Here is a 19,657-nt window from a genome sequence, read left to right as displayed (position 1 = left end):
AGGCTATATTTGTTTACAGCACCATGCTGTGATAACGCTGTAGCATGCATTTTGTATACCCTGCTTTTTTGTTCGCACTTGCGGCGTTGGCCATACCGGTCATTGTTCATCTCTTCAATTTCAGGCGTTATCAAAAGGTTCTTTTCAGCAACGTACAATTTCTAAAAGAGGTTCAGGAGCAACGGTCGTCGAGGCGTAACCTGCGCGAACGTATCGTGCTTGTCTGCCGGTTAGGAGCGCTCGCTTTCCTGGTACTGGCTTTTGCCCGGCCTTACATCCCTGATCAAAATACCATAAGCGCCGGTCAGCAGCGCGTGGTCAGTATCTTTGTCGATAACTCTTATTCCATGCGAACCCTCAATGCTGAGGGAAGCCTGCTTGACGAGGCCAAGCGCAGGGCCAAAGAGATCGCGTCGGCGTATTCCATCAACGATCGTTTTCAGCTCTTAACGCAGGACCTGGAGGGTGGGCATCAGCGCTTACTTGATCGCAATGAGTTCAATGACGCGGTAGATGCAGTTAAGGTAAGCACTCAGAGTCATACGCTTCAACAGATCATCACCCGACAACAAGGCGCCTTGCAACAACGTGACAGCGGGCTGGTCTCAACCTACATAATATCTGACCTGCAAAAAAATGCCACAGGAACGAAGCCGTTAAAGGTAACGCCTGGTGTACGGTTGGATCTGGTTCAGGTTATACCCAATTCGGTGCCTAATGTTGCGGTCGATTCCGTATGGCTGATCAGCGCGGTGCATCGCCCAGGAGAGACCGAAAAGCTGGCAGTAAAGCTGCATAACTATTCATCAGAAGATGCGCAGCGCATCCCTCTAAAATTAGTGATCAACGGGCAACAAAAAGCGTTGGGGAGCTTCAACGTAAAGGCTGGCGTTACCTTGACAGATACCTTGACCTTTTCAGGACTTCAAGCGGGTTGGCAGCAAGGCGAAGTGCAACTGCAGGATGCCCCGGTGACCTATGATGACCAGTTCTACTTCACGTTCCATGTGAAAGAAATATCGCCCGTATTGCTGATCAATCGGGGAGAAGTAGATAGATACTTACAGGCAGCTTACGAGGCTGACCCCTTTTTCAAGCCGGTCAACGCTACCGATGGTAACGTAAATTATGCAGGGTTGGGCGGCTATCTGTTAGTGGTGCTTAGTAACGTTAAAAGTGTGTCTGCCGGTTTGGCTCAGCAATTACGCGCATATGTTGCTAAAGGCGGCACGTTATCGGTGTTCCCGCCTGCTGACGCTGATCTGGCCAGTTACCAGGCACTGTTGCGACCCGCAGGCGCGGCCTATCCAGAAAAGTTGATCACTGAAGATGTCCGTGTGAGTGCCCTCAATGTGAATGACCCGGTCTTCCGTACCGTTTTCGAAGATGTACCACATAACCCTGATCTTCCGTTAGTGCACCAATATTTCAGGTTAAGTGGTGGCTCAACGGTTCGGGCTAATAATTTGATGGAATTGCCAGGTAGACTCACTTTTTGGGGCCGATACCCAAGCGGTGCCGGCAGCATATATGTATCGGCCGTGGCCCTTAACGAGCGAATGAGCAATTTGCCCCGCCATGCGTTATTGTTACCTATCCTTTATCGCATGGCCTTGCTGAGCGGTCATGATCAGCCCTTGGCTTATACTATTGGCAGTAATGTTTCCATAGAGGTGCCGCCAGTGCAAGTGAATGAAAAGCAGTTACTGAAGCTGATCAAAGGAGATGTGGCGCTCATCCCGGAGGTTCGCCAGCAGGATGGAAATATGCTGTTATACATAGCTGATCAGGTACAGCAGCCAGGTAACTATCAACTTAAAAAGCAGGATAGTTTGGTGGCCATGTTGGCATTTAACAGTAGCAGGGCCGAGTCAGACCTGACGTACATGAACAAAGCCGACCTGAAACAACTGCTGCCGGGTAACGGATCGGTGATACAGGCGGGCAAGGCGCCATTGCAGGATGTGATAGCCGATACAAATTTTGGACTGCAATTATGGAAACTTTGTATAATTTTGGCCCTGATCTTTATAGCTGCCGAAATATTGCTGCTACGGTTCTTTAAAACCGATAAGCAACAGGCTGCGGCATCATGGTGATCGTTTTTACAGAACGCGTAAACACAAAGCTCCTTTACATGAATTTGCTTATCAGGTCTGCCACCATCTTATATCCGGGTTCAAGTTTCTATCAAAAAAAGGCTGATGTATGGATCGTTGATGGGATAGTAAAGGCCATTGCTGAAAGCTTAGACGCCGATGCCGAAACACAGGTCGTGGAAGCGAATGGTCACTATCTTTCGCCGGGCTTTGTTGATCTGAACTGCAACATAGGCGAGCCAGGTCAGGAGACCAAAGAAGATCTTCATACCGGGTTAAAGGCAGCTGCTGCCGGCGGTTTCACCGGCGTAGCCCTAATGCCCGATATCGAACCTCCGGTACATTCAAAGACCCAGGTAGAATATCTGGTGAATAAAAGTAAAGGTGACCTGGTGAACGTTTACCCGCTGGGTGCCTTATCAGTAGATCGTGCCGGCAAGGACATGGCCGAGATGTATGACATGTACCTAAGCGGAGCCAAAGCCTTCACCGATGGTAACAAGCCGGTGAAAGATGCCGGGCTCATGGAACGTGCCCTGCTGTATGCTCACGGCTTCGGCGCTTTGATCTTTTCATATCCTGAGGATGTGGCCATTGCCGGTAAAGCCAAGGTGAATGAAGGCGTGACCAGTACCCTGTTAGGCATGAAGGGGATTCCGTCCCTCGCCGAAGAACTGCAGATAGCCCGCGATCTTTACTTGGCAGAGTACACCGATTCGGCCATTCACTTCAGCACCATTTCTACTGCACGGTCGGTACAATTGATACGCGATGCCAAAGCCAAAGGACTAAAAGTGAGCTGCGACGTAGCCGCACATCATTTAGTGCTTACCGACGAAGCTTTGCTGGGTTTTGACAGCCAGTATAAAGTAAAACCACCGCTGCGTACGAGTTCTGATATTGAGGCGTTGTTACAAGGTTTGAACGACGGTACCATCGATGCCATCGTATCGCAACACACTCCTCACGAAAAGGAATGTAAAGAAGTAGAGTTCGAGATCGCCGCATTTGGCATCATCGGTTTACAGACCGCGTTACCACTTGCCATACAGGCAGGACTGGGTGTTGAGCTGATCGTAGAGAAGCTGGCAGTGGGTCCACGTAAGATCCTGAAAATAGCTGAGCCAGTGTTAGAAGAAGGCGCAACTGCTGACCTGACCCTGTTCGATGTGAACGGCAGCTGGACGCTGGACAAGGATACCAACCGTTCAAGATCCTCCAACTCGCCTTTCATGGGCCAGAACTTAAAAGGCAAAGTATTGTTAACCTGTAACAACGCACAGGTATTCACCAACTGATCTAAAACATCCGACCATATGATCGATCCTACCATCAAAAAAGCGATAACTGCTTCTTTACAGGCTTTTAACCAACATACTCCCATCAACGAAGCGCAGTTCAGCGAGCAGCTGATCACTGTATTTGAGGCCGACGACGACTTTTTGACCAAGGCCCGTTCCCTTGACGCTTTTTTTGATGACCATGCCGAACTAGAAGAGCTTCGCGAAGTTTTCTTCGATCTGTTGATGGTCAACTTCTTTAGCGCTGATGTGAACCGCTTGGAAGAGGATTACCTTGACTCACCTGAATGGGCTCAGATCGAGGACGAGACGCTTGATCGCGGAACCGAACTGCTTAACCTGTTATTGTACTTGAACGAGTGCCGTGATGAGGCTATAGAGCCATCATTGGAAGATTACCTGACCGAGTTCCTGCTGGTAGATGATGATGAGTTCCAAGATGAGCACCAGATCTACGAGCCAGTGATCGCCAATCAGATATTGATCGAGAGCACTCCTGAAGAAGTTAAAAAGGTGGCGGTCAAGATCTCTGAGGATGCAGAGCTTAAAGATCTGTTCTATGCCATAATGACCTTCTTCCAAAACACTCGTCCTGGAACCAGCGATGAGGAGGAGGTAGCGCAAAATGCAGTAGACAAAGGTTTTGACATGACCGTATATGCTATACTGGTTACCTTTAACCAAGACGAAGCTTAAACATAGATGAGGGATCTGGACGGCGCGGTAAGAAAGAACGGACTGGTATTGGGCCTGTTGTTCGGGGCTTTGATGCTGATCATCGATATTTTGAAGATGTGCTACCTGGCTTATGCACCGGGTAAGCCCATTATTACCTTCATCGTGTTGTATCCGGTCTATTACATCGTATTCTTTGGTGCCGCTTTGCTTTTCATCAGCAGATTGCGCAACAACATCGGGCGTTTCTGGAACCTTAAACAAGCCATTACGGGCATCTTCATCATGCTCTTCGTATCCTCATTTGTATGGAACAATGGGCTTACTGTATTTTCAGGGTATGTAGCTCCGGAGCTTGCTCAAAAAGCGCATACCAGCTTTATAGAGGCACGTAAACAAGCCATGGCATCAAGTGGTACACCGGCAAAAAAAATGGCAGAGGAAGAGGCTAATATGCAGCGTACCTTTGAGGAAGGTAGCCACGTGACGATCGGCAGCTTTTTCCGGTCACTGGCGGTATCGGCTATCCTGGTATTCGCAGTATCCGCGCTTTTAGGGATACTTTTCAAAAGAGAGGGGCGTCCCACAACAGATAACGGCTGAGCCGTATACACCACTTAGCAAAACCTTATACCTCGATCAGCTTATTCTTGATCGCGTAAAGCACCAAGCCCACCCGGCTTTTGATCTGTAGCTTATCAAATAGCTGGTCACGGTAACCATCCACCGTACGTGCGCTCACACACATTTGATCAGCGATCTCTTTATAGGTAAGCTCTGATCCGGCCAGCCGCAAAAATTCCAACTCTCGCTGGTTAAGCTTGATCTTATCGGGTTCGTTGTTGAAACTGTGCACCAGGTGCCGGGTCACAAAGGGTGGATAATATACTTCATTATTGGCCACCCGGTTAAGCGCCTGAGCAAATTCAGCCGGTTCCGAATCCTTGAGCAAATATCCTTTTACACCCAATTTCAGCATAGCCAATACCTTGTCGGCATCCTCGAACATCGACAGCACGATCACTTTCACATCAGGGTGGTTATCCTTTAGCCATTTTGCAGTATCCATCCCATTCATCTGTGGCATGTTGATATCCAGCAGTATGATGTCGGGCCTTGTTTTAGGCGTTAGCTTGTTGCCAAGCTCAACACCATTGCTGGCCTCGTACATCACGGTGTAGCCTTGCATACTTTGGATCAGCGAAGCGATCCCGCTTCTGAACAGTCGGTGGTCATCTACCAGAACGATATTGATATTTTCAGTTGGCATTAGGTGAAAGAGAAGTAGGTTGAAATCTTATGCTGATGACTGAGCCAGCGCCCAGCGTACTTTTGATCGAAGTATGGGCGCCTATGAGAGCCGCCCTGCTTTCAATATTCTTGAGGCCTGAACCGCCGCCTGAGGCAAGCTTTTCATCAACCGAAAAGCCTTGTCCGTCATCGGTAAGGGTCATGTCAAGCCTGTCATCCTTGTATAGCAGGCCTACCTTAAAATGATGAGCACGGGCATGTTTCATGGCGTTGTTAAGCGTTTCCTGAAAGATGCGGAATAGCACCAATTCATTTTGTTCGCCAAGAGAGTAGGGCGACCCGGTCACCTTTACTTGCACATTGATCAGTTCGCTACGGTTCACCCGATCGGCCGATGCTTCTATGGCGTTCACCAACCCCAGTTGAGCGATCCGCTCGGCACTTAAACTCTTTGACAGGTCACGGAGGTCGTTGATGGCCTGGGCTACCAATTCGCGGCTTTCGGCCATCTTGTGCTGCAACTGGTCCGACGGCACGTTGGTAAGCCCCAGATTGAGTTTCACGAACGATAGCACCTGGCCGATGTTGTCGTGTATCTCCTGGCTTACGTTATTAAGTGTTTGCTCCTGTACCTCCAGGCGTGTTTTGAGCATTTCCTGCCGGTAGGTGATAATGTGCGTGTTCCGTTTTTTGCGGAAGGCTAATAATATGATAACCACAAATACACCCAGTATCAAAAAAACGATCGTTATGGCAATGATCGTTGCTTCGATACTGAAGGGTTGCTGTTGCCGCATATGATGATACCGATACTAAAACAGGCGTACTCAAATATAATAAGATTATTATTGATCAACCGGAAAAGATGCATGCCTTCCTTTTGCATGTGCTCGCGCACCATGTACGGCTGTACCAGATTGTAGGTGGTATCGCCCAGGTAGAAGAAGAAGAGACCGACAGATATCCAAAACATAGGCTCACGGGTAAGTATCCGTGGTTCGGTAGTGCTTAAGGCCTCAAAAAAATATACGAAGATGAATATGATCACAAATATGCCGCCGAGTGCCAACGTGTAAGTATGCAGGTTATCAAAACCTTGAACAACTGTTTGATTTATGGCAGTGATGACAAGGTACACCGGGACCGTCCATGCGATGATCTTCTTCCAGGTCTCACTTTTTACATGATGATAAAGCATGTAATAAAAGGCCATGAACTCTATAATTGTGGATATATTGAACACATGCACATTGTCAACATAAAGCTTACGTTCGGCCAGGTATTTACCTCTTAATTCGGCGATCACGATCATGATCATGTAGGGCGTGAGTACCCAGAGCTTGGTTCGGAATAGTTGTTTGGCATATAAGATACTGACCAAACAGGTCAGTATCTCGATCCAATTGAATAAAGGCAGGTCCATCAATAGTAATAATTGTGATCAAAAGCCCGATCCGGTACAGATCGGCTCACCGCTCTGGTCCGTACCGTTAAAAGGAGGACAGCCCTGACCATGATTATAAGCCTCCACGTCGATGCCAAACCTATTCTTAGCATCATCGGTAAGGATATCCTGATCAATGATCTTTCCGTTCTCTTCTATGGCTATGCAAGGTACAAAAAATACGGTACGGCGTCCCTGCTTTTCCTTGTCGGGATGGTCATCTGGATACTGGCCAAAGTACACCTTAATGCCCAAATTACTCGTGTCATCGGTACCAAGCTTTTTGCCTATGCTGTTCAGATAGTCCATTAGCCCGTCGTACTTAAAATACACCTGTTGGGTTTGCCCTTTATTGGCAGGGTTCTCTTTGTAGTTGTCAAACAGTGCTTTAGCTTCTTCAAATGTGATGGTTCGTTGTTCTGACATGTTAGATATATTTTTATCTAAAACTATAAGACCGCTCGCATTCATTTTTCCGTGTTTTCACGGTAATTAGGCCCTTTTTTGCATCTGCTTGAACGACAGTCGAAAATATTCATTGTCGGTTCTCAAACATGCAGCACCGTGTTTTGACGGTTATTTATGCGTCAAATCTTGGCTTACTTTCCGTTGTGTAGGCAATTCTTTTAATGCGTTCCACATGCATTTTTGTAAGGTCATGCAGCTTACCCAGTATTTACAAATAAGGCCCTGGTATTGGTGGTCAAAGCAAAGGACACTGGGTAAAGCCCCGGTCACGGTGGGCATTACAGCGTTCAGTATCATGATCATGGCCGGAATATGCCGACCAGATGCAGAGGATAGCTTCACTAAGATCAAAGGGTCGGCGGGTAGCCCGCGTTTCAATTTGCAATTCACCAATAACGACGGTAGTGACGTTGACCTTTATGTGCAAACGCCTAACGGTTCGGTGATCAATTACCAGAACATCAGTGCACAAAATGGTAAAATGGATGTAGATTGCCTTTGCGGCGATTGCCCTGAAGGTGGTAATGAGAACGTTTACTGGGTTCCTGGCACGGCACCAAAAGGTACCTTCAAGGTGTGGGCTCGTTACTTTGATCCTTGTGTGGGTGAGAACGGTTCGGCCCGATATAAATTACGGATCATGGACGGGAATAAAGTGGTCCGGGAAATGGAGGGATCATTATCCTCTTACGACCGCAGGTCGCCGGTGATCATATACGAACGTTAATGGTGCTTTTGGTTCTAAATTAGTAGTTAGTTAAGCAAAAAGGCCTTCCGCGATGGAAGGCCCTTTGTATTATACAGTAATTGATCCGAGAACTACTTCTTCATGATCTTCATGATATCACTTCCAAAAACGAATACCATCAGCGAAACAAGCACCACAAAGCCAACGATCTGCGCACGCTCCAGGAACTTATCGCTTAAAGGCTTGCCTTTGATCATTTCGATGATCAGAAACAGCGCGTGGCCACCGTCAAGAGCCGGTATAGGCAATAGGTTCATAAGCGCCAGAGCCATCGACAGAAGGCCTACAAGGCTCCAGAACCTGAACCAATCTACCTCAGCACCGAATAGGCGGGCGATGCCTATAGGGCTTGATAAGGCCTTGTTGGCCTTTACCTGACCGGTGAAAACTTTGCCCAATCCCTTGGCATTGTCGCTAAAGGTACCCCAGGCTTTCGAAGCGCCTACTGGTAATGAACCAAAGAAACCGAATTTTAAGGTCTTTTCGGATGGAAGGTCGGTTTTGACCTTGATGCCGTAGCGGCCGTCTTTAAAGCCGAGCATGCCGTCCTTATTCACCTCGGTAGACAGTGGGAGGGTAGTGCCATCACGTTTTACGGTAAGGTCGGCCTTTTTATCTTTGTATTTTTGCAACTCGGTCTGGAACTGATCGTAAAAGTGGATCGGTACATTGTTAACTGCTATAATGCTATCGCCACGGCGAAGGCCCGCGCGTTGTGCATTACTACCAGCCACTACCGAATCAACTGCGAAAGTGGTACGTGGCATGCGACTGATGAACTGCTCGATACCCAGATCTGATACATCGTTCAGGATACCACCTGGTACCTTGATCTGTAGTGTTTGCGCTCCGCGTTGCACGGTAAGCGTGCTGTTGCCCATCAATACTCTTGAACTCACCAGGTCCTCAAAGCGCTCCACTTTCACACCATTTACTTTAGTGATCTTATCGCCCGCTTTAAGGCCGATACCCTGACCGATCTTACCCGGTACGATACCGTATCTCAAATTATCGTTGGGAATATAGCTTTCGCCATATTTAATGGTGAGTACCCAAAATATAACGATACCCAGTATAATGTTGACCACGATACCACCCAGCATCACGATCAAACGCTGCCAGGCCGGTTTTGACCGAAATTCCCATGGTTGTGGCGGGCCTGCCATTTGCTCGGTATCCATCGATTCATCGATCATACCGGCGATCTTCACATAGCCGCCTAAAGGCAACCAGCCCATGCCGTATTCTACGCCTCTGTAGTTGAACTTGAACAGGCTAAAGTTCCAGGCGTCAAAGAACAGGTAGAACTTCTCTACCTTAATGCCGAATGCCCTTGCGGCTATAAAATGCCCGAACTCGTGCAGTATAACCAAAATAGAAAGGCCCAGTATCAACTGGCCGGCCATGATCACTATATCCATTATTGTTGTTGTACGTCGTGTGTAACTTGAACGCTACCTGCCTTTAACGGCGTTCGCGTAATTAAATTTTGCGCTAAGATGCGTGTTTCTTTATCAGTATTCAAATAGTCGGCAAGGGTTGGATGCTTGATAGGGGCTATTTGTTGCATGCATGACCCAATTATTTCGCTCATGCCCAAAAAGGACACCTTATCATTCAAAAAGCCTTCCACAGCGATCTCGTTAGCCGCGTTAACTATGCAAGGCATGTTACCACCAATGCGCAGGGCCTCATAGGCAAAGGCCAGATTGCGGAAGGTTTCCAGATCGGGCTTTTCAAAGGTCAGGTTCGGATAATTGGTGAAATCAAAGCGTTTGTAGTCGTTCTTGATCCGCTCGGGATAGCCCAACGCATATTGTATCGGCAACTTCATGTCAGGCAGCCCCATTTGCGCCTTCATCGATCCATCCTCAAATTGAACCAGCGAATGGATAATAGATTGCGGGTGCACGATCACGTCGATCTGTTCCAGGTCAAGGTCGAAAAGCCATTTAGCCTCGATCACCTCCAGGCCTTTATTCATTAACGAAGCCGAATCTATCGTGATCTTGGCGCCCATTACCCAGTTGGGATGTTTAAGGGCCTGATGACGTGTCACGTTCGACAGGTATGCGCTATCCTTACCCCGGAACGGGCCGCCCGAAGCGGTCAGAATGATCTTTTCGATGGGGTTCTTTTCCTCTCCGGCCAAGCACTGAAATATGGCTGAATGCTCCGAATCTACCGGCAAAAGCTTGACGTCGTTCTCTGCCGCCAAAGCGGTGATCAGTTCGCCAGCTACCACTAAGGTCTCTTTATTGGCTAAGGCAATGTCCTTCCCTGCTTTGATGGCATTGATGGTAGGCTCCAGGCCGGCAAAGCCGACCATGGCGGTAAGTACGATATCTATCTCAGGCAGGGTCACGATCTGCTTTACCTCACTGTATCCGGCAAGTACCTTAGTATCAATACCTGCTAATGCGGTGCGGACGTGCTCGTAAAGACTTTCGTCGCATATCACGGCATAGGCCGGGCGACACGCTAATGCCTGCTGAATAAGCAGATCAGCATTACGGTTGGCCGTAAGTACATGTACCTTGAAGCGGTCGGGGTTTTCGGCTATCACCTCCATGGTTTGGGTACCAATGCTACCGGTAGACCCAAGTATGGCGATATTCTTAACAGTGTTATTGTCCAAAACTTGTATGGTAAAAGCTTTTACTTAGATACGTTAACTATTGTTGAACGGTTGTACGTGTAGCAAAAGCAAGTTTAAAATTAAGGTTAAATAACGTATTGTGCAAGCGCATCGGCGATCTTGCGGTCGTTAGATAGGCGCGGTACCTTGTTTTGGCCGCCCAGCTTACCCTGCGACCGCATGTAGTTAATAAAACTATCAGGTGCCAGGCTACGAATGATCAGCGGGCGCAGGATGTTACCCTCGATCAGGTCAAAATAGTAAATGTTCTTTTTTTGCAGGGCTTGATCCACCTTGGTAGCAAAGGCCTCCATATCAGCAGGCCCTCTACCGAACTCAACGAACCATTCGTGGTAAGGCAACCCGCTATCGGGCGTAACTTGAGGGGCTACAGTGAATTCTACTACATCCACGCCTTCCTGCTGGGCAACGCTCATGAGGGCGTGTTCTACCTCTTCGCCGATCACGTGTTCGCCAAAGGCCGATATATAGTGCTTGATGCGTCCGGTCACCACGATCTTGTAGGGAGCAAGTGAGGTGAACTTAATGGTATCGCCTATGCTGTACCCCCAAAGGCCGGCATTGGTGTTCAGTATGAGCGCATAGTTCTTATTCAGTTCCACCTCGGCTAAACTCAGACGCGTTGGAGAGGAATTAAAATATTCTTCGCTGGGGATGAACTCGTAAAAAATGCCCGAGTTAACCTGTAACAGCAAACCTTTGTCTTTTTGTGAATCCTGAAAGGCAATGAAACCTTCAGAGGCCGGGTAGGTCTCGATGGTATCGATCCCGAAACCGATGCTTTCTTCTATGCGCGCACGATAAGGTTCGTAATTCACCCCTCCATACACGAACAGCTTAAAGTTGGGGAAGATATCTTTGATCTTCTTGTCGCCTGCCTTGGCTGATAGGCGGTCGAAGTACATCTGACACCAAGGAGGTATACCCGAGATGAGGCGCATGTCCTCGTTGTACGTCTCGTTCACAATGGCATCTACCTTTTGCTCCCAGTCTTCAATGCAATTCACCTCGTAGCTGGGCAGTCTGTTCTTTTGCAGATAAGCAGGCACATGATGAGCTACGATGCCCGACAAACGGCCCACAGCCACGCCATGCTTTTTACTCATGATAGGACTTCCCTGTAGAAATATCATCTTGCCGTCCACAAAGTCGGCCTTTCCGGTCTCATGTATATAACTCAGCAGGGCGTTACGTGCGGCTTTAATATGTTCGGGCATGCTCTCCTTGGAGATGGGGATGTACTTGACCCCTGAAGTGGTACCCGAGGTCTTGGCCAGGTAGGCCGGCTTTCCAGGCCACATCACGTCGGCCTCGCCGTTGGTCACCCGGTCAATGTAAGGGCGTAGATCTTCATAATCGGCCACAGGAACGTTCGCTTTGAAGTCAGCATAAGAAGTGATCTCGTTAAAGCGATGGTCTTTTCCAAATGCTGTATGGGCTGCCTGTTCGATGAGCTGAAGCATGAGTTGCTGTTGCATGGCTACAGCGTTTTGCCTCATGCGGTCCATGTCGCGGTTCACCCACGCGGCAAATAGTTTGCTTAAAGCAGCTTTTAGCCCCATAGTTATAAGGTTTCCGATACGTCGTCGTCCACATCCTGGTGGGCGTATACCAGTTTGCGATAGCTGGCCATGATCATCACTTGTACCGTAGGGAACGATATAGCGAACCAGCAGATGGCCGCCAGTTTGAACACATAGCTGTCATTATCCAGATCGAACATGGTAGTGATGATCAGGTTGATAATGATCAACAGCAAGGCTACAAAGATGACCACGATCAATATCAGTGACAGGAGTTTGAAGAAGTTATTCCACGTGATAAAGAAGCTCTGCTTGAGCGATTCGATGGGGCCTGAATCCTCATCAACGATGAAGCACAGGCAGAACATGGATCTGACTAGTAGGTAACCTAAGGCCAGTATCTCTACCTTATCCACAATGGCGCGGGCACTTTCAGTAAGATCGAGCCGAAAGTTGATGAACATGATCGTGCCGATCAAAAAGGTGTAAAGTACCGCTATAGTGACGAAAGATAGCGCCATACGGAACGATGGCAGTATGTCCTTGAACTCGAACTCGTAATACTCCCGGTCCATCAAGGTGAGTATCAGTTTATAAAAACTCAGTACGATGTATGATTGAACCAGCATCATGAAGAAAACGAACGCTACCTGGCTGTACTGGTTATCATATACCACGATAAAGCCGGTGAAGAATTTGATCACCTCATAGCAGATCAGCGAGATGATCGAATACACGATCAGCGAAACATAATTCTTCTTGATGACGTTCCACGCTGTTTTAATGGTTTCGGGAACGGAGAACGGGTGATACATAGGTGCTTATGATCGTTTAAAAATAACACGCTTCCATAGGTCCTGCATAAATCCTAAGCCGTATGCAATGAGTTGAATAAAGGCCGCGCCTATGCTCAAAAATGCAACTTTTAACGATCTGTTTTGAAATAAAGAATGAAAAAATATCAACAAAGTAAAAAGTAGTAACACATAGTTACCGATCATGCCTAACTGCCATCCCAACAGATCGAACAGCAACGTGAATATCACGCCCAACGTGAAAACCGCCGGGAAAAAATGCACCGGTTTTAACTCATTAGGGAAGAACTTGTAGATGTTGATACGTGCCCTGCCAAAAAAGTGCAGTTGTTTATAAAATTGCAGGTAGCTGGTGCGGCGTTTATGGTAAACCTTGGCATCTGGGATGAGCCCGATCTTGAACCCGGCAGTGTGTATACGGATACTGTATTCGATATCTTCGCCCAAGCGGGTGATGATAAAGCCGCCGACCGTTTCCCAAACCTCCCGCGATACACCCATATTAAAGCTACGCGGATGGAATTGCCCGATGCCTTTTTTGTTGCCCCTTATACCACCGGTGGTGAAGGGAGAGGTCATGCTGTAGCTAATGGCCTTTTGCATGGGCGTAAAACTGGTATGCGCAGCGTCAGGACCACCATAGGCGTCCAGGTAGTCGGTCTCCAAGCGGTGTTTAACGATCTCGAGATAGTTATGTGGGATCAGGCAATCCGAATCGAAGATGATGAAGTAGCTGCCTTTGGCCCGTTCAAAACCAAAATTGCGGCTAAAACCTTGTCCTTCGTTCGGTTTAAAATAATAATGTACATCCAGCTTATCGGCAAATGACGCCACTATATCGCGGGAATCATTGGTCGATCCATCCTCGATCACCAAAACCTCAAATTGCATGTAGGTTTGCCGGGTAAGGCTATGCAATAGTTCCTTAATTTCTTGAGGACGGTTATAGAGTGGTATGATGATGGAAAAAAACATTCTGATCTCGGAATTCGGATGTTCGATGTCGGATTTAACTGAGATCAAACGTTCTTGTTTTTTTGATTTGCTCTTGCGGTCTTACCGATCGCAGTAAATATTGCTGTCAGTTCGTCCGCTTTTTTTTTAATGGGGCTACAAGGTGCGGCCCAACCAATCCTGACATTTCCATTAACTCGAACCAATAGATAGATTCGTCAGATTCTTCTTCAACAATTATGATCTTATTAATGAAGTCGGCTGTTGATTTGGCTTTGCATGCGGAGCGATAATTTGCGCCTACCAATGTAGAACTTCTTAAGATTTGATTGGTCAAGATCTTCAAAGAACCTGATGGACGGATCCCTTCCACAAATTTGATGGTGTTCACAGCAAAAAGCTGGGTCCTGCGTTTAAGTTCTGTCTTGTCCATTCTCTTGACCGGTCTGGATATTATAAATCCGAGATCGAACATCCGACCTCCGATATCCTATAGTCGCTCTTCGATCTGATAATTATTACGTTCGGATGCGTTGCGGGATACCAATTCGGCCACAAAGCCCGTCAGGAACAACTGGAAACCTACTACGATGGCCACCAATGCGATGTAGAACAAAGGGTGGTCGGTAGCGTCGCGGTACTTTTCATTATTGGCGATGTGTATCTGTTTTTCGACCAGGATCCATATCGCCATGATCAAACCGATGAAAAAGCTCAATACGCCCATCGAACCAAAAAAGTGCATAGGGCGCTTGCCGAACTTTCCGACAAAGAATATGGACAACAGATCTAAAAAACCGTTCACAAAGCGGCTCATACCGAACTTGGTCTTGCCATATTTGCGGGCGCGGTGTTCTACGATCTGCTCACCGATCTTAGTAAAGCCTGCCCACTTGGCCAACACCGGTATATATCGGTGCATCTCGCCGTAAACCTCAATGTTCTTGACCACTGTGTTGCGATAAGCTTTAAGTCCGCAGTTAAAATCGTGCAGGTTGTGTATGCCCGACATACTACGGGTAGCAGCATTGAACAAACGGGTAGGGATGGTCTTGCTAAGCGGGTCGTAACGCTTGGCCTTCCAGCCCGATATCAGGTCGAATTTTTCCTCGGTGATACGGCGGTAGAGCTCAGGGATCTCGCCGGGGCTGTCCTGCAGATCGGCGTCCATGGTGATCACCACATTGCCTTTAGCGGCCTCAAAGCCGGTGTTCAATGCGGCCGATTTGCCGTAATTACGCCTGAATTTGATGCCCTTGATCAGTGCATTTTGCTGATGTAATTTGCAGATCATGTCCCACGATCCGTCGTTACTGCCATCATCCACCAACAGCACCTCATAGGTGAACTTATTTTCATCCATTACCCGGCTTATCCATGAGGTAAGTTCAGGTAACGATTCTACTTCGTTATATAGCGGTACTACAACTGAGATGTCCATGTATACAGCTTTGGGGCACAAGAAGCCCTACTTGCAAAAAGCAAAAATACAAAAATAGTTGGCTTTAAGAGGCCGGCTGTAGCCAGGGCAAAAGCGTGGGTGATCACTGTACCCGCTTGCGGATCGTGTTAAAGTACACCGCGGTACCCGCACCGATCAGGCTGCCTGCGGCAACATCACTTGGGTAATGTGCACCTAGGTACATGCGCGAGTACACGATCGACGACGCCCACAAGGCTGTTGGCGCGATCACATACCATTTAGGGTAAGCGAGCGACAAGGCCGTTGCCGTACTTACCGATGAGGCCGAATGTCCCGAAGGGAACGAGTATTCATTAGGCAAATACACAGGCACGATACGGAAGTTGCCCCGGTAGGGCCTAGGCCGTTTAACCAAACGCTTGATGAGCGATATGGTGCCATATGATATCAGCGTACTGCTGGCTACATATAAGGCATTCTGCCGCATCTCCTTGTTATTATCGATGATGCCGCCTGCCAGTAACCCGGCCGGTATCAGAATATTACCGTACATGTTGGATTGCGACATAAAGTAGTTGAAGCTGGTACCCTTTGGGGTGCGGTGGTCGGCCAGATCGATCATGATCTGGTCATCCACCCGCTGTATGATGCTGCCCCGCGGCGGCACCTGCGCGTAGGCACGGCCAAGCACTATCAAAAAGGCAAGCAGGGCATACCGATATACGTTCATAGGCGTCATAGATGATGCAAAAATACATCATCTGAACATCAAAAATGTATGTTGGGCCACCGTTGTATATATCAGCAGGTAATTATTACCTTTAACAAGCGTTGTACACAGCGTAAGTATAATGGTAAGCGGTAAAACCAAAGGCGTAAAAAAGCATTATTATGCAGGGTTCACCACTGCTATACCATTAGCCTTGGTACTACCGTAACGATCTCACTTTAGCCTATGAACTACCAACAACTGCTGGCCGAGACAGAACAGCAGGTGATCTCGCAATTTAAAGCACATCCTACCGATGACCTGCTGTACCATAACCTGCGCCACACGCAGGAGGTGGTGAAGGCGGCCATTCAAATAGCTAACCATTACCAGCTCAACGATCACGACTTTTTTATCGTTGTGGCCTCGGCCTGGTTGCATGATACGGGTTACCTGCACGATCCAGGCGCCCATGAGGAGGAAAGCGCGCGCCGCGCGGCCGAATTCCTGAGCTCGCATAACGTAGATGCTGAAGTGATCGACCAGGTCAAAGGTTGCATCATGGCCACCAAAATGCCACAACGGCCTACAGGGCTGCTGCAAAGTATCGTTTGTGATGCTGACGTGTTCCATTTGGGTACTGAACAGTTCGATGATAATAATAAGCAGCTGCGTAAGGAATGCCGCACCGTATACAAGTGCGATTTTAATAAGCCCGACTGGCGCCGCAAGACCATCCAGTTCATGCAGGGGCATCATTATCATACCGACTATGCGGTCATGCTGCTGGCCGATCAAAAGGAGAAGAACCTGCAGGCCTTAAAAGACAAAGAGGCCGAGTGGGAAAAAAAGAACCGTTCGAAAGAAAAAGATAAGGACAAAGACAAGGAAAAAGATAGTAAGGTGGTGGTGACCGTTGAAGCCAATAAAGTTGAAAAGGCCGACGTGTACACCGAAAAGGAGGTTAAAAAGAAAGACCGTCCTGAAAAAGGTATCGAGACCATGTTCAGGGTAAGTTCGAGCAACCATCAGCGCCTGAGCGATATGGCCGATAACAAGGCACATATCATGATCACGGTCAACTCGATCATCCTGTCGGCCATTATCAGTTTGTTGCTGCGCAGGTTAGAGGATTATAGTTACCTGATCATCCCTACCATCATCATTTTGCTCATTAGCTTGACCACCATGATATTTGCCATATTGGCTACCCGCCCGTCAATACCCGAGGGGCGTTTCACGCCGCAAGATATTGACGATAAGAAGGTGAACCTGCTTTTTTTCGGTAACTTTTACCGCATGAGCTTGCAGGAGTACATTGCCGGTATGCGCAATGTGATGGCCGACCGCGAGTTCCTGTACGGCAGCCTGATCAACGACGTTTACTCGCAGGGTGTAGTATTAGGGCGTAAATACCGTTTGCTGCGTATCTCTTACAACATCTTCATGTTCGGGTTGATCGCATCGGTGGCAGCATTTATCATAGCATCAACCCTTGCCGGTGGCGGTAAACACTAAACAACTGCTATGTCATACCAGTTCTTTGACCGCGATCTGAGTTGGCTATCGTTCAATGAACGGGTGTTGCTCGAAGCCAACAGGCAAAGCCTTCCCCTGCTCGAGCGCATCAACTTCTTGTCGATCTACTCATCCAACCTCGACGAGTTCTACCGGGTAAGGGTACCGGTAATGGGTGCCCTGCACAAGGTGATCAGTAAGGAGAACGCCGTCGAAGCCGTACTGCATGGCGATGAGCTGCAACAGGCCCGCGAACAGATCCTGAAACAACAGGAGCTATATGGCAACATGCTGCGTAATGATATATTGCCCAAGCTTAAGCAGAAGGGTATCCATATCATCTACGATGAGCCCTTGCCTCAACCGATCATTCAACCGCTCACCGATCAGTTCCTGAGCCAGGTAATGGCTTTTCTGCAGCCTGTCACTATCAAACAGGGCAGCAGCTTTTTTCCCGAGAACAACAAGCTTTATTTTTTAGTGCAGTTGGAGGATGAGGACAGAAAAGAGCAACTGGTCGCACTCAATATTCCTTCGGACGAGTTGCCTCGTTTTTACAGCGTCAATGATCAGGAACAGCGATATATCGTTTTTATCGACGATGTCATTCGCCACAACCTTGATAAGGTATTCCCGCAAAAGGTGACCGGCTGCTGGAGTTTCAAGATCACGCGTGATGCCGAATTGGAATTGGAGGACGAGTATACTGGCGACCTTGCCGAAGAGCTGGAAAAGCAATTGCGCAAGCGCGACCTTGGTCTGGCCACCCGCTTTTTATACAGCCCGGGCATGCCATTGAGAGTGCTGCATGCATTTGCTGGTGTGCTGGGCTTGGGAGAGACCAGCCTGGTAGTAGGTGGCCATTACCACAATCTGCGTGATCTGGCCTCGTTACCAATCAATGATGCCTCGTTGAAGGTTGACAAGTGGCCGGCTTTGCGCTATACCGAACTGCACGAGACCCGCTCCGTGCTCGACGATATTGGTACGCATGATCACCTTTTGCACACGCCTTATCAAAGTTACGATACCATATTGCGGTTTTTCAATGAGGCAGCCATAAGGCCCGATGTGCAGGAGATATATGTTTCTTTATATCGTGTGGCTAGTGACTCCAAGATCGTGAATGCGCTCATCAGCGCTGCACATAACGGTAAAAGTGTTAATGTACTGGTGGAGCTCAAGGCACGTTTTGATGAAGCCAATAACATCAAATGGGCAAAAAAGTTGAAGGCGTCAGGCGCCAAGCTGATCTACAGCGTGACCGCACTAAAGGTGCATGCCAAGATCGCGCTGGTAAAATTGCGTAAGGCAGATCGCACACTTTACCGTGGGCTTTTAGCAACGGGCAACTTTAATGAGAACACCTCCCGCTTTTATACAGACCATATATTACTCACCGGCAACCATGCTCTGCTGCGTGAGATGGAACTGTTGTTCATCTTCCTGGCCAAAAAGCAAAAGCCCGCCAAGGCGCAAGTGATGCCGTTCAAGCATCTTTTGGTGGCACAGTTCAACTTACAGGAACGTTTTATGGAGATGATAGATACCGAGATAGCCAACCATAAGGCGGGCAAGCCGGCATCAGTGATCATCAAGATGAATAACCTGGAGGAGGAAAAGCTCATCTCGAAACTTTACGAGGCCTCCAACGCCGGGGTGAAGGTGCAGCTGATCGTCAGGAGTATTTGCCGGCTGGTGCCGGGCGTTGCGGGGCAAAGTGAGAATATCACGGTCACACGCATCGTTGATCGCTATCTGGAGCATGGTCGCATCTTCATATTTGATAACGATGGCGACCCGCTGGTATACATGGGGTCTGCTGATTGGATGAACCGCAATATCTATCACCGCATCGAGGTTTGTTTCCCGGTGGTAGATGAGCGCTTGAAGCAAGAGGTGATAAAGATGATGGACCTTCAGTTAAAGGATAATGTACAGGCCGTGCGTCTCGACACACAATTGCATAATATCCCTGTTAATACTACTGAGCCTGTGGTACGATCGCAATTACAGATCTACCAGTTATTACAACAAAGAACAAGCACCATATAACTATTGACCCTATCC

General features: G+C 48.1%; 19 protein-coding genes. 7 read left to right on the top strand and 12 right to left on the bottom strand.

The genetic code is table 11. The annotated features are described in order from the left end of the window. The first annotated feature begins 44 nt into the window (after positions 1-44). Genes LLH06_RS16315 through LLH06_RS16300 form a run of 4 tightly spaced genes read left to right on the top strand, consistent with a single transcriptional unit; the run spans position 45 to position 4,678 of the window. On the top strand, positions 45-2,099 hold the full coding sequence (locus tag LLH06_RS16315; RefSeq protein ID WP_228170361.1) for a BatA domain-containing protein: 2,055 nt from the start codon (positions 45-47) through the stop codon (positions 2,097-2,099). A gap of 38 nt (positions 2,100-2,137) precedes the next feature. Further along, positions 2,138-3,397 carry a dihydroorotase gene (locus LLH06_RS16310; RefSeq protein ID WP_228170360.1) on the top strand — a complete coding sequence of 420 codons (1,260 nt, stop codon included), beginning with the start codon at positions 2,138-2,140 and terminating at the stop codon, positions 3,395-3,397. Positions 3,398-3,415: 18 nt separating this feature from the next. Further along, positions 3,416-4,096, top strand: a complete 681-nt coding sequence (locus LLH06_RS16305) for a hypothetical protein (protein WP_228170359.1) — start codon at positions 3,416-3,418, stop codon at positions 4,094-4,096. Between the two features lie 6 nt (positions 4,097-4,102). Continuing rightward, positions 4,103-4,678, top strand: a complete 576-nt coding sequence (locus LLH06_RS16300; RefSeq protein ID WP_228170358.1) for a DUF4199 domain-containing protein — start codon at positions 4,103-4,105, stop codon at positions 4,676-4,678. A 25-nt stretch (positions 4,679-4,703) separates the two neighbouring features. On the opposite strand, the gene LLH06_RS16295 is transcribed toward LLH06_RS16300, so the two are convergent. From LLH06_RS16295 to LLH06_RS16280, 4 genes are read right to left on the bottom strand one after another with little or no spacing between them, the layout of a single operon-like run. Beyond that, positions 4,704-5,345, bottom strand: a complete 642-nt coding sequence (locus LLH06_RS16295) for a response regulator transcription factor (protein ID WP_228170357.1) — start codon at positions 5,343-5,345, stop codon at positions 4,704-4,706. Further along, positions 5,335-6,123, bottom strand: a complete 789-nt coding sequence (locus LLH06_RS16290; protein WP_228170356.1) for a sensor histidine kinase — start codon at positions 6,121-6,123, stop codon at positions 5,335-5,337. The genes LLH06_RS16295 and LLH06_RS16290 overlap by 11 nt, the downstream gene beginning before the upstream one ends. Next, complete coding sequence (locus tag LLH06_RS16285) at positions 6,075-6,749, bottom strand: hypothetical protein (RefSeq protein WP_228170355.1); 675 nt, start codon at positions 6,747-6,749, stop codon at positions 6,075-6,077. Before LLH06_RS16285 ends, LLH06_RS16290 begins: the two co-directional genes overlap by 49 nt. Positions 6,750-6,767: 18 nt before the next feature. Then, positions 6,768-7,196 carry a hypothetical protein gene (locus tag LLH06_RS16280; RefSeq protein ID WP_228170354.1) on the bottom strand — a complete coding sequence of 143 codons (429 nt, stop codon included), beginning with the start codon at positions 7,194-7,196 and terminating at the stop codon, positions 6,768-6,770. A gap of 214 nt (positions 7,197-7,410) precedes the next feature. On the opposite strand from LLH06_RS16280, the gene LLH06_RS16275 reads away from it, so the two are divergent. After that, entirely contained in the window at positions 7,411-7,965 is a 555-nt protein-coding gene (locus LLH06_RS16275) for a hypothetical protein (protein ID WP_228170353.1), read from the top strand. A gap of 92 nt (positions 7,966-8,057) precedes the next feature. Here LLH06_RS16275 and rseP read toward each other — a convergent pair whose 3' ends face one another. From rseP to LLH06_RS16235, 8 genes are all read right to left on the bottom strand, one after another. Beyond that, positions 8,058-9,407: an RIP metalloprotease RseP gene (gene rseP / locus LLH06_RS16270; RefSeq protein WP_228170352.1), complete on the bottom strand. Its 1,350-nt coding sequence runs from the start codon at positions 9,405-9,407 to the stop codon at positions 8,058-8,060. Further along, on the bottom strand, positions 9,407-10,624 hold the full coding sequence (locus tag LLH06_RS16265; protein ID WP_228170351.1) for a 1-deoxy-D-xylulose-5-phosphate reductoisomerase: 1,218 nt from the start codon (positions 10,622-10,624) through the stop codon (positions 9,407-9,409). The genes rseP and LLH06_RS16265 overlap by 1 nt, the downstream gene beginning before the upstream one ends. 86 nt (positions 10,625-10,710) lie before the next feature. After that, positions 10,711-12,207, bottom strand: a complete 1,497-nt coding sequence (locus LLH06_RS16260; protein ID WP_228170350.1) for a GH3 auxin-responsive promoter family protein — start codon at positions 12,205-12,207, stop codon at positions 10,711-10,713. A 2-nt stretch (positions 12,208-12,209) separates the two neighbouring features. After that, positions 12,210-12,983, bottom strand: a complete 774-nt coding sequence (locus tag LLH06_RS16255) for a hypothetical protein (RefSeq protein WP_228170349.1) — start codon at positions 12,981-12,983, stop codon at positions 12,210-12,212. A gap of 6 nt (positions 12,984-12,989) precedes the next feature. Further along, positions 12,990-13,958: a glycosyltransferase gene (locus LLH06_RS16250; protein ID WP_228170348.1), complete on the bottom strand. Its 969-nt coding sequence runs from the start codon at positions 13,956-13,958 to the stop codon at positions 12,990-12,992. Between the two features lie 106 nt (positions 13,959-14,064). Beyond that, entirely contained in the window at positions 14,065-14,370 is a 306-nt protein-coding gene (locus LLH06_RS16245; protein ID WP_228170347.1) for a four helix bundle protein, read from the bottom strand. A 57-nt stretch (positions 14,371-14,427) separates the two neighbouring features. Then, positions 14,428-15,378 (bottom strand): glycosyltransferase family 2 protein, encoded by a 951-nt coding sequence (locus tag LLH06_RS16240; protein ID WP_228170346.1) that lies wholly within the window; start codon positions 15,376-15,378, stop codon positions 14,428-14,430. 103 nt (positions 15,379-15,481) lie between these two features. Next, positions 15,482-16,090 carry a phosphatase PAP2 family protein gene (locus LLH06_RS16235; protein WP_228170345.1) on the bottom strand — a complete coding sequence of 203 codons (609 nt, stop codon included), beginning with the start codon at positions 16,088-16,090 and terminating at the stop codon, positions 15,482-15,484. Between the two features lie 225 nt (positions 16,091-16,315). On the opposite strand from LLH06_RS16235, the gene LLH06_RS16230 reads away from it, so the two are divergent. Both LLH06_RS16230 and ppk1 read left to right on the top strand, forming a co-directional pair. Then, a complete protein-coding gene (locus tag LLH06_RS16230; protein WP_228170344.1) occupies positions 16,316-17,587 on the top strand; it encodes a Pycsar system effector family protein in 1,272 nt (423 codons plus the stop codon). 9 nt (positions 17,588-17,596) lie between these two features. Further along, positions 17,597-19,642, top strand: coding sequence for a polyphosphate kinase 1 (gene ppk1, locus LLH06_RS16225; RefSeq protein ID WP_228170343.1), 2,046 nt, complete (start codon positions 17,597-17,599; stop codon positions 19,640-19,642). Positions 19,643-19,657 lie beyond the last annotated feature (15 nt).

This window comes from Mucilaginibacter daejeonensis (assembly GCF_020783335.1).
GTDB lineage: Bacteria > Bacteroidota > Bacteroidia > Sphingobacteriales > Sphingobacteriaceae > Mucilaginibacter > Mucilaginibacter daejeonensis.
This window is presented reverse-complemented; position numbering and strand designations above follow the sequence as displayed.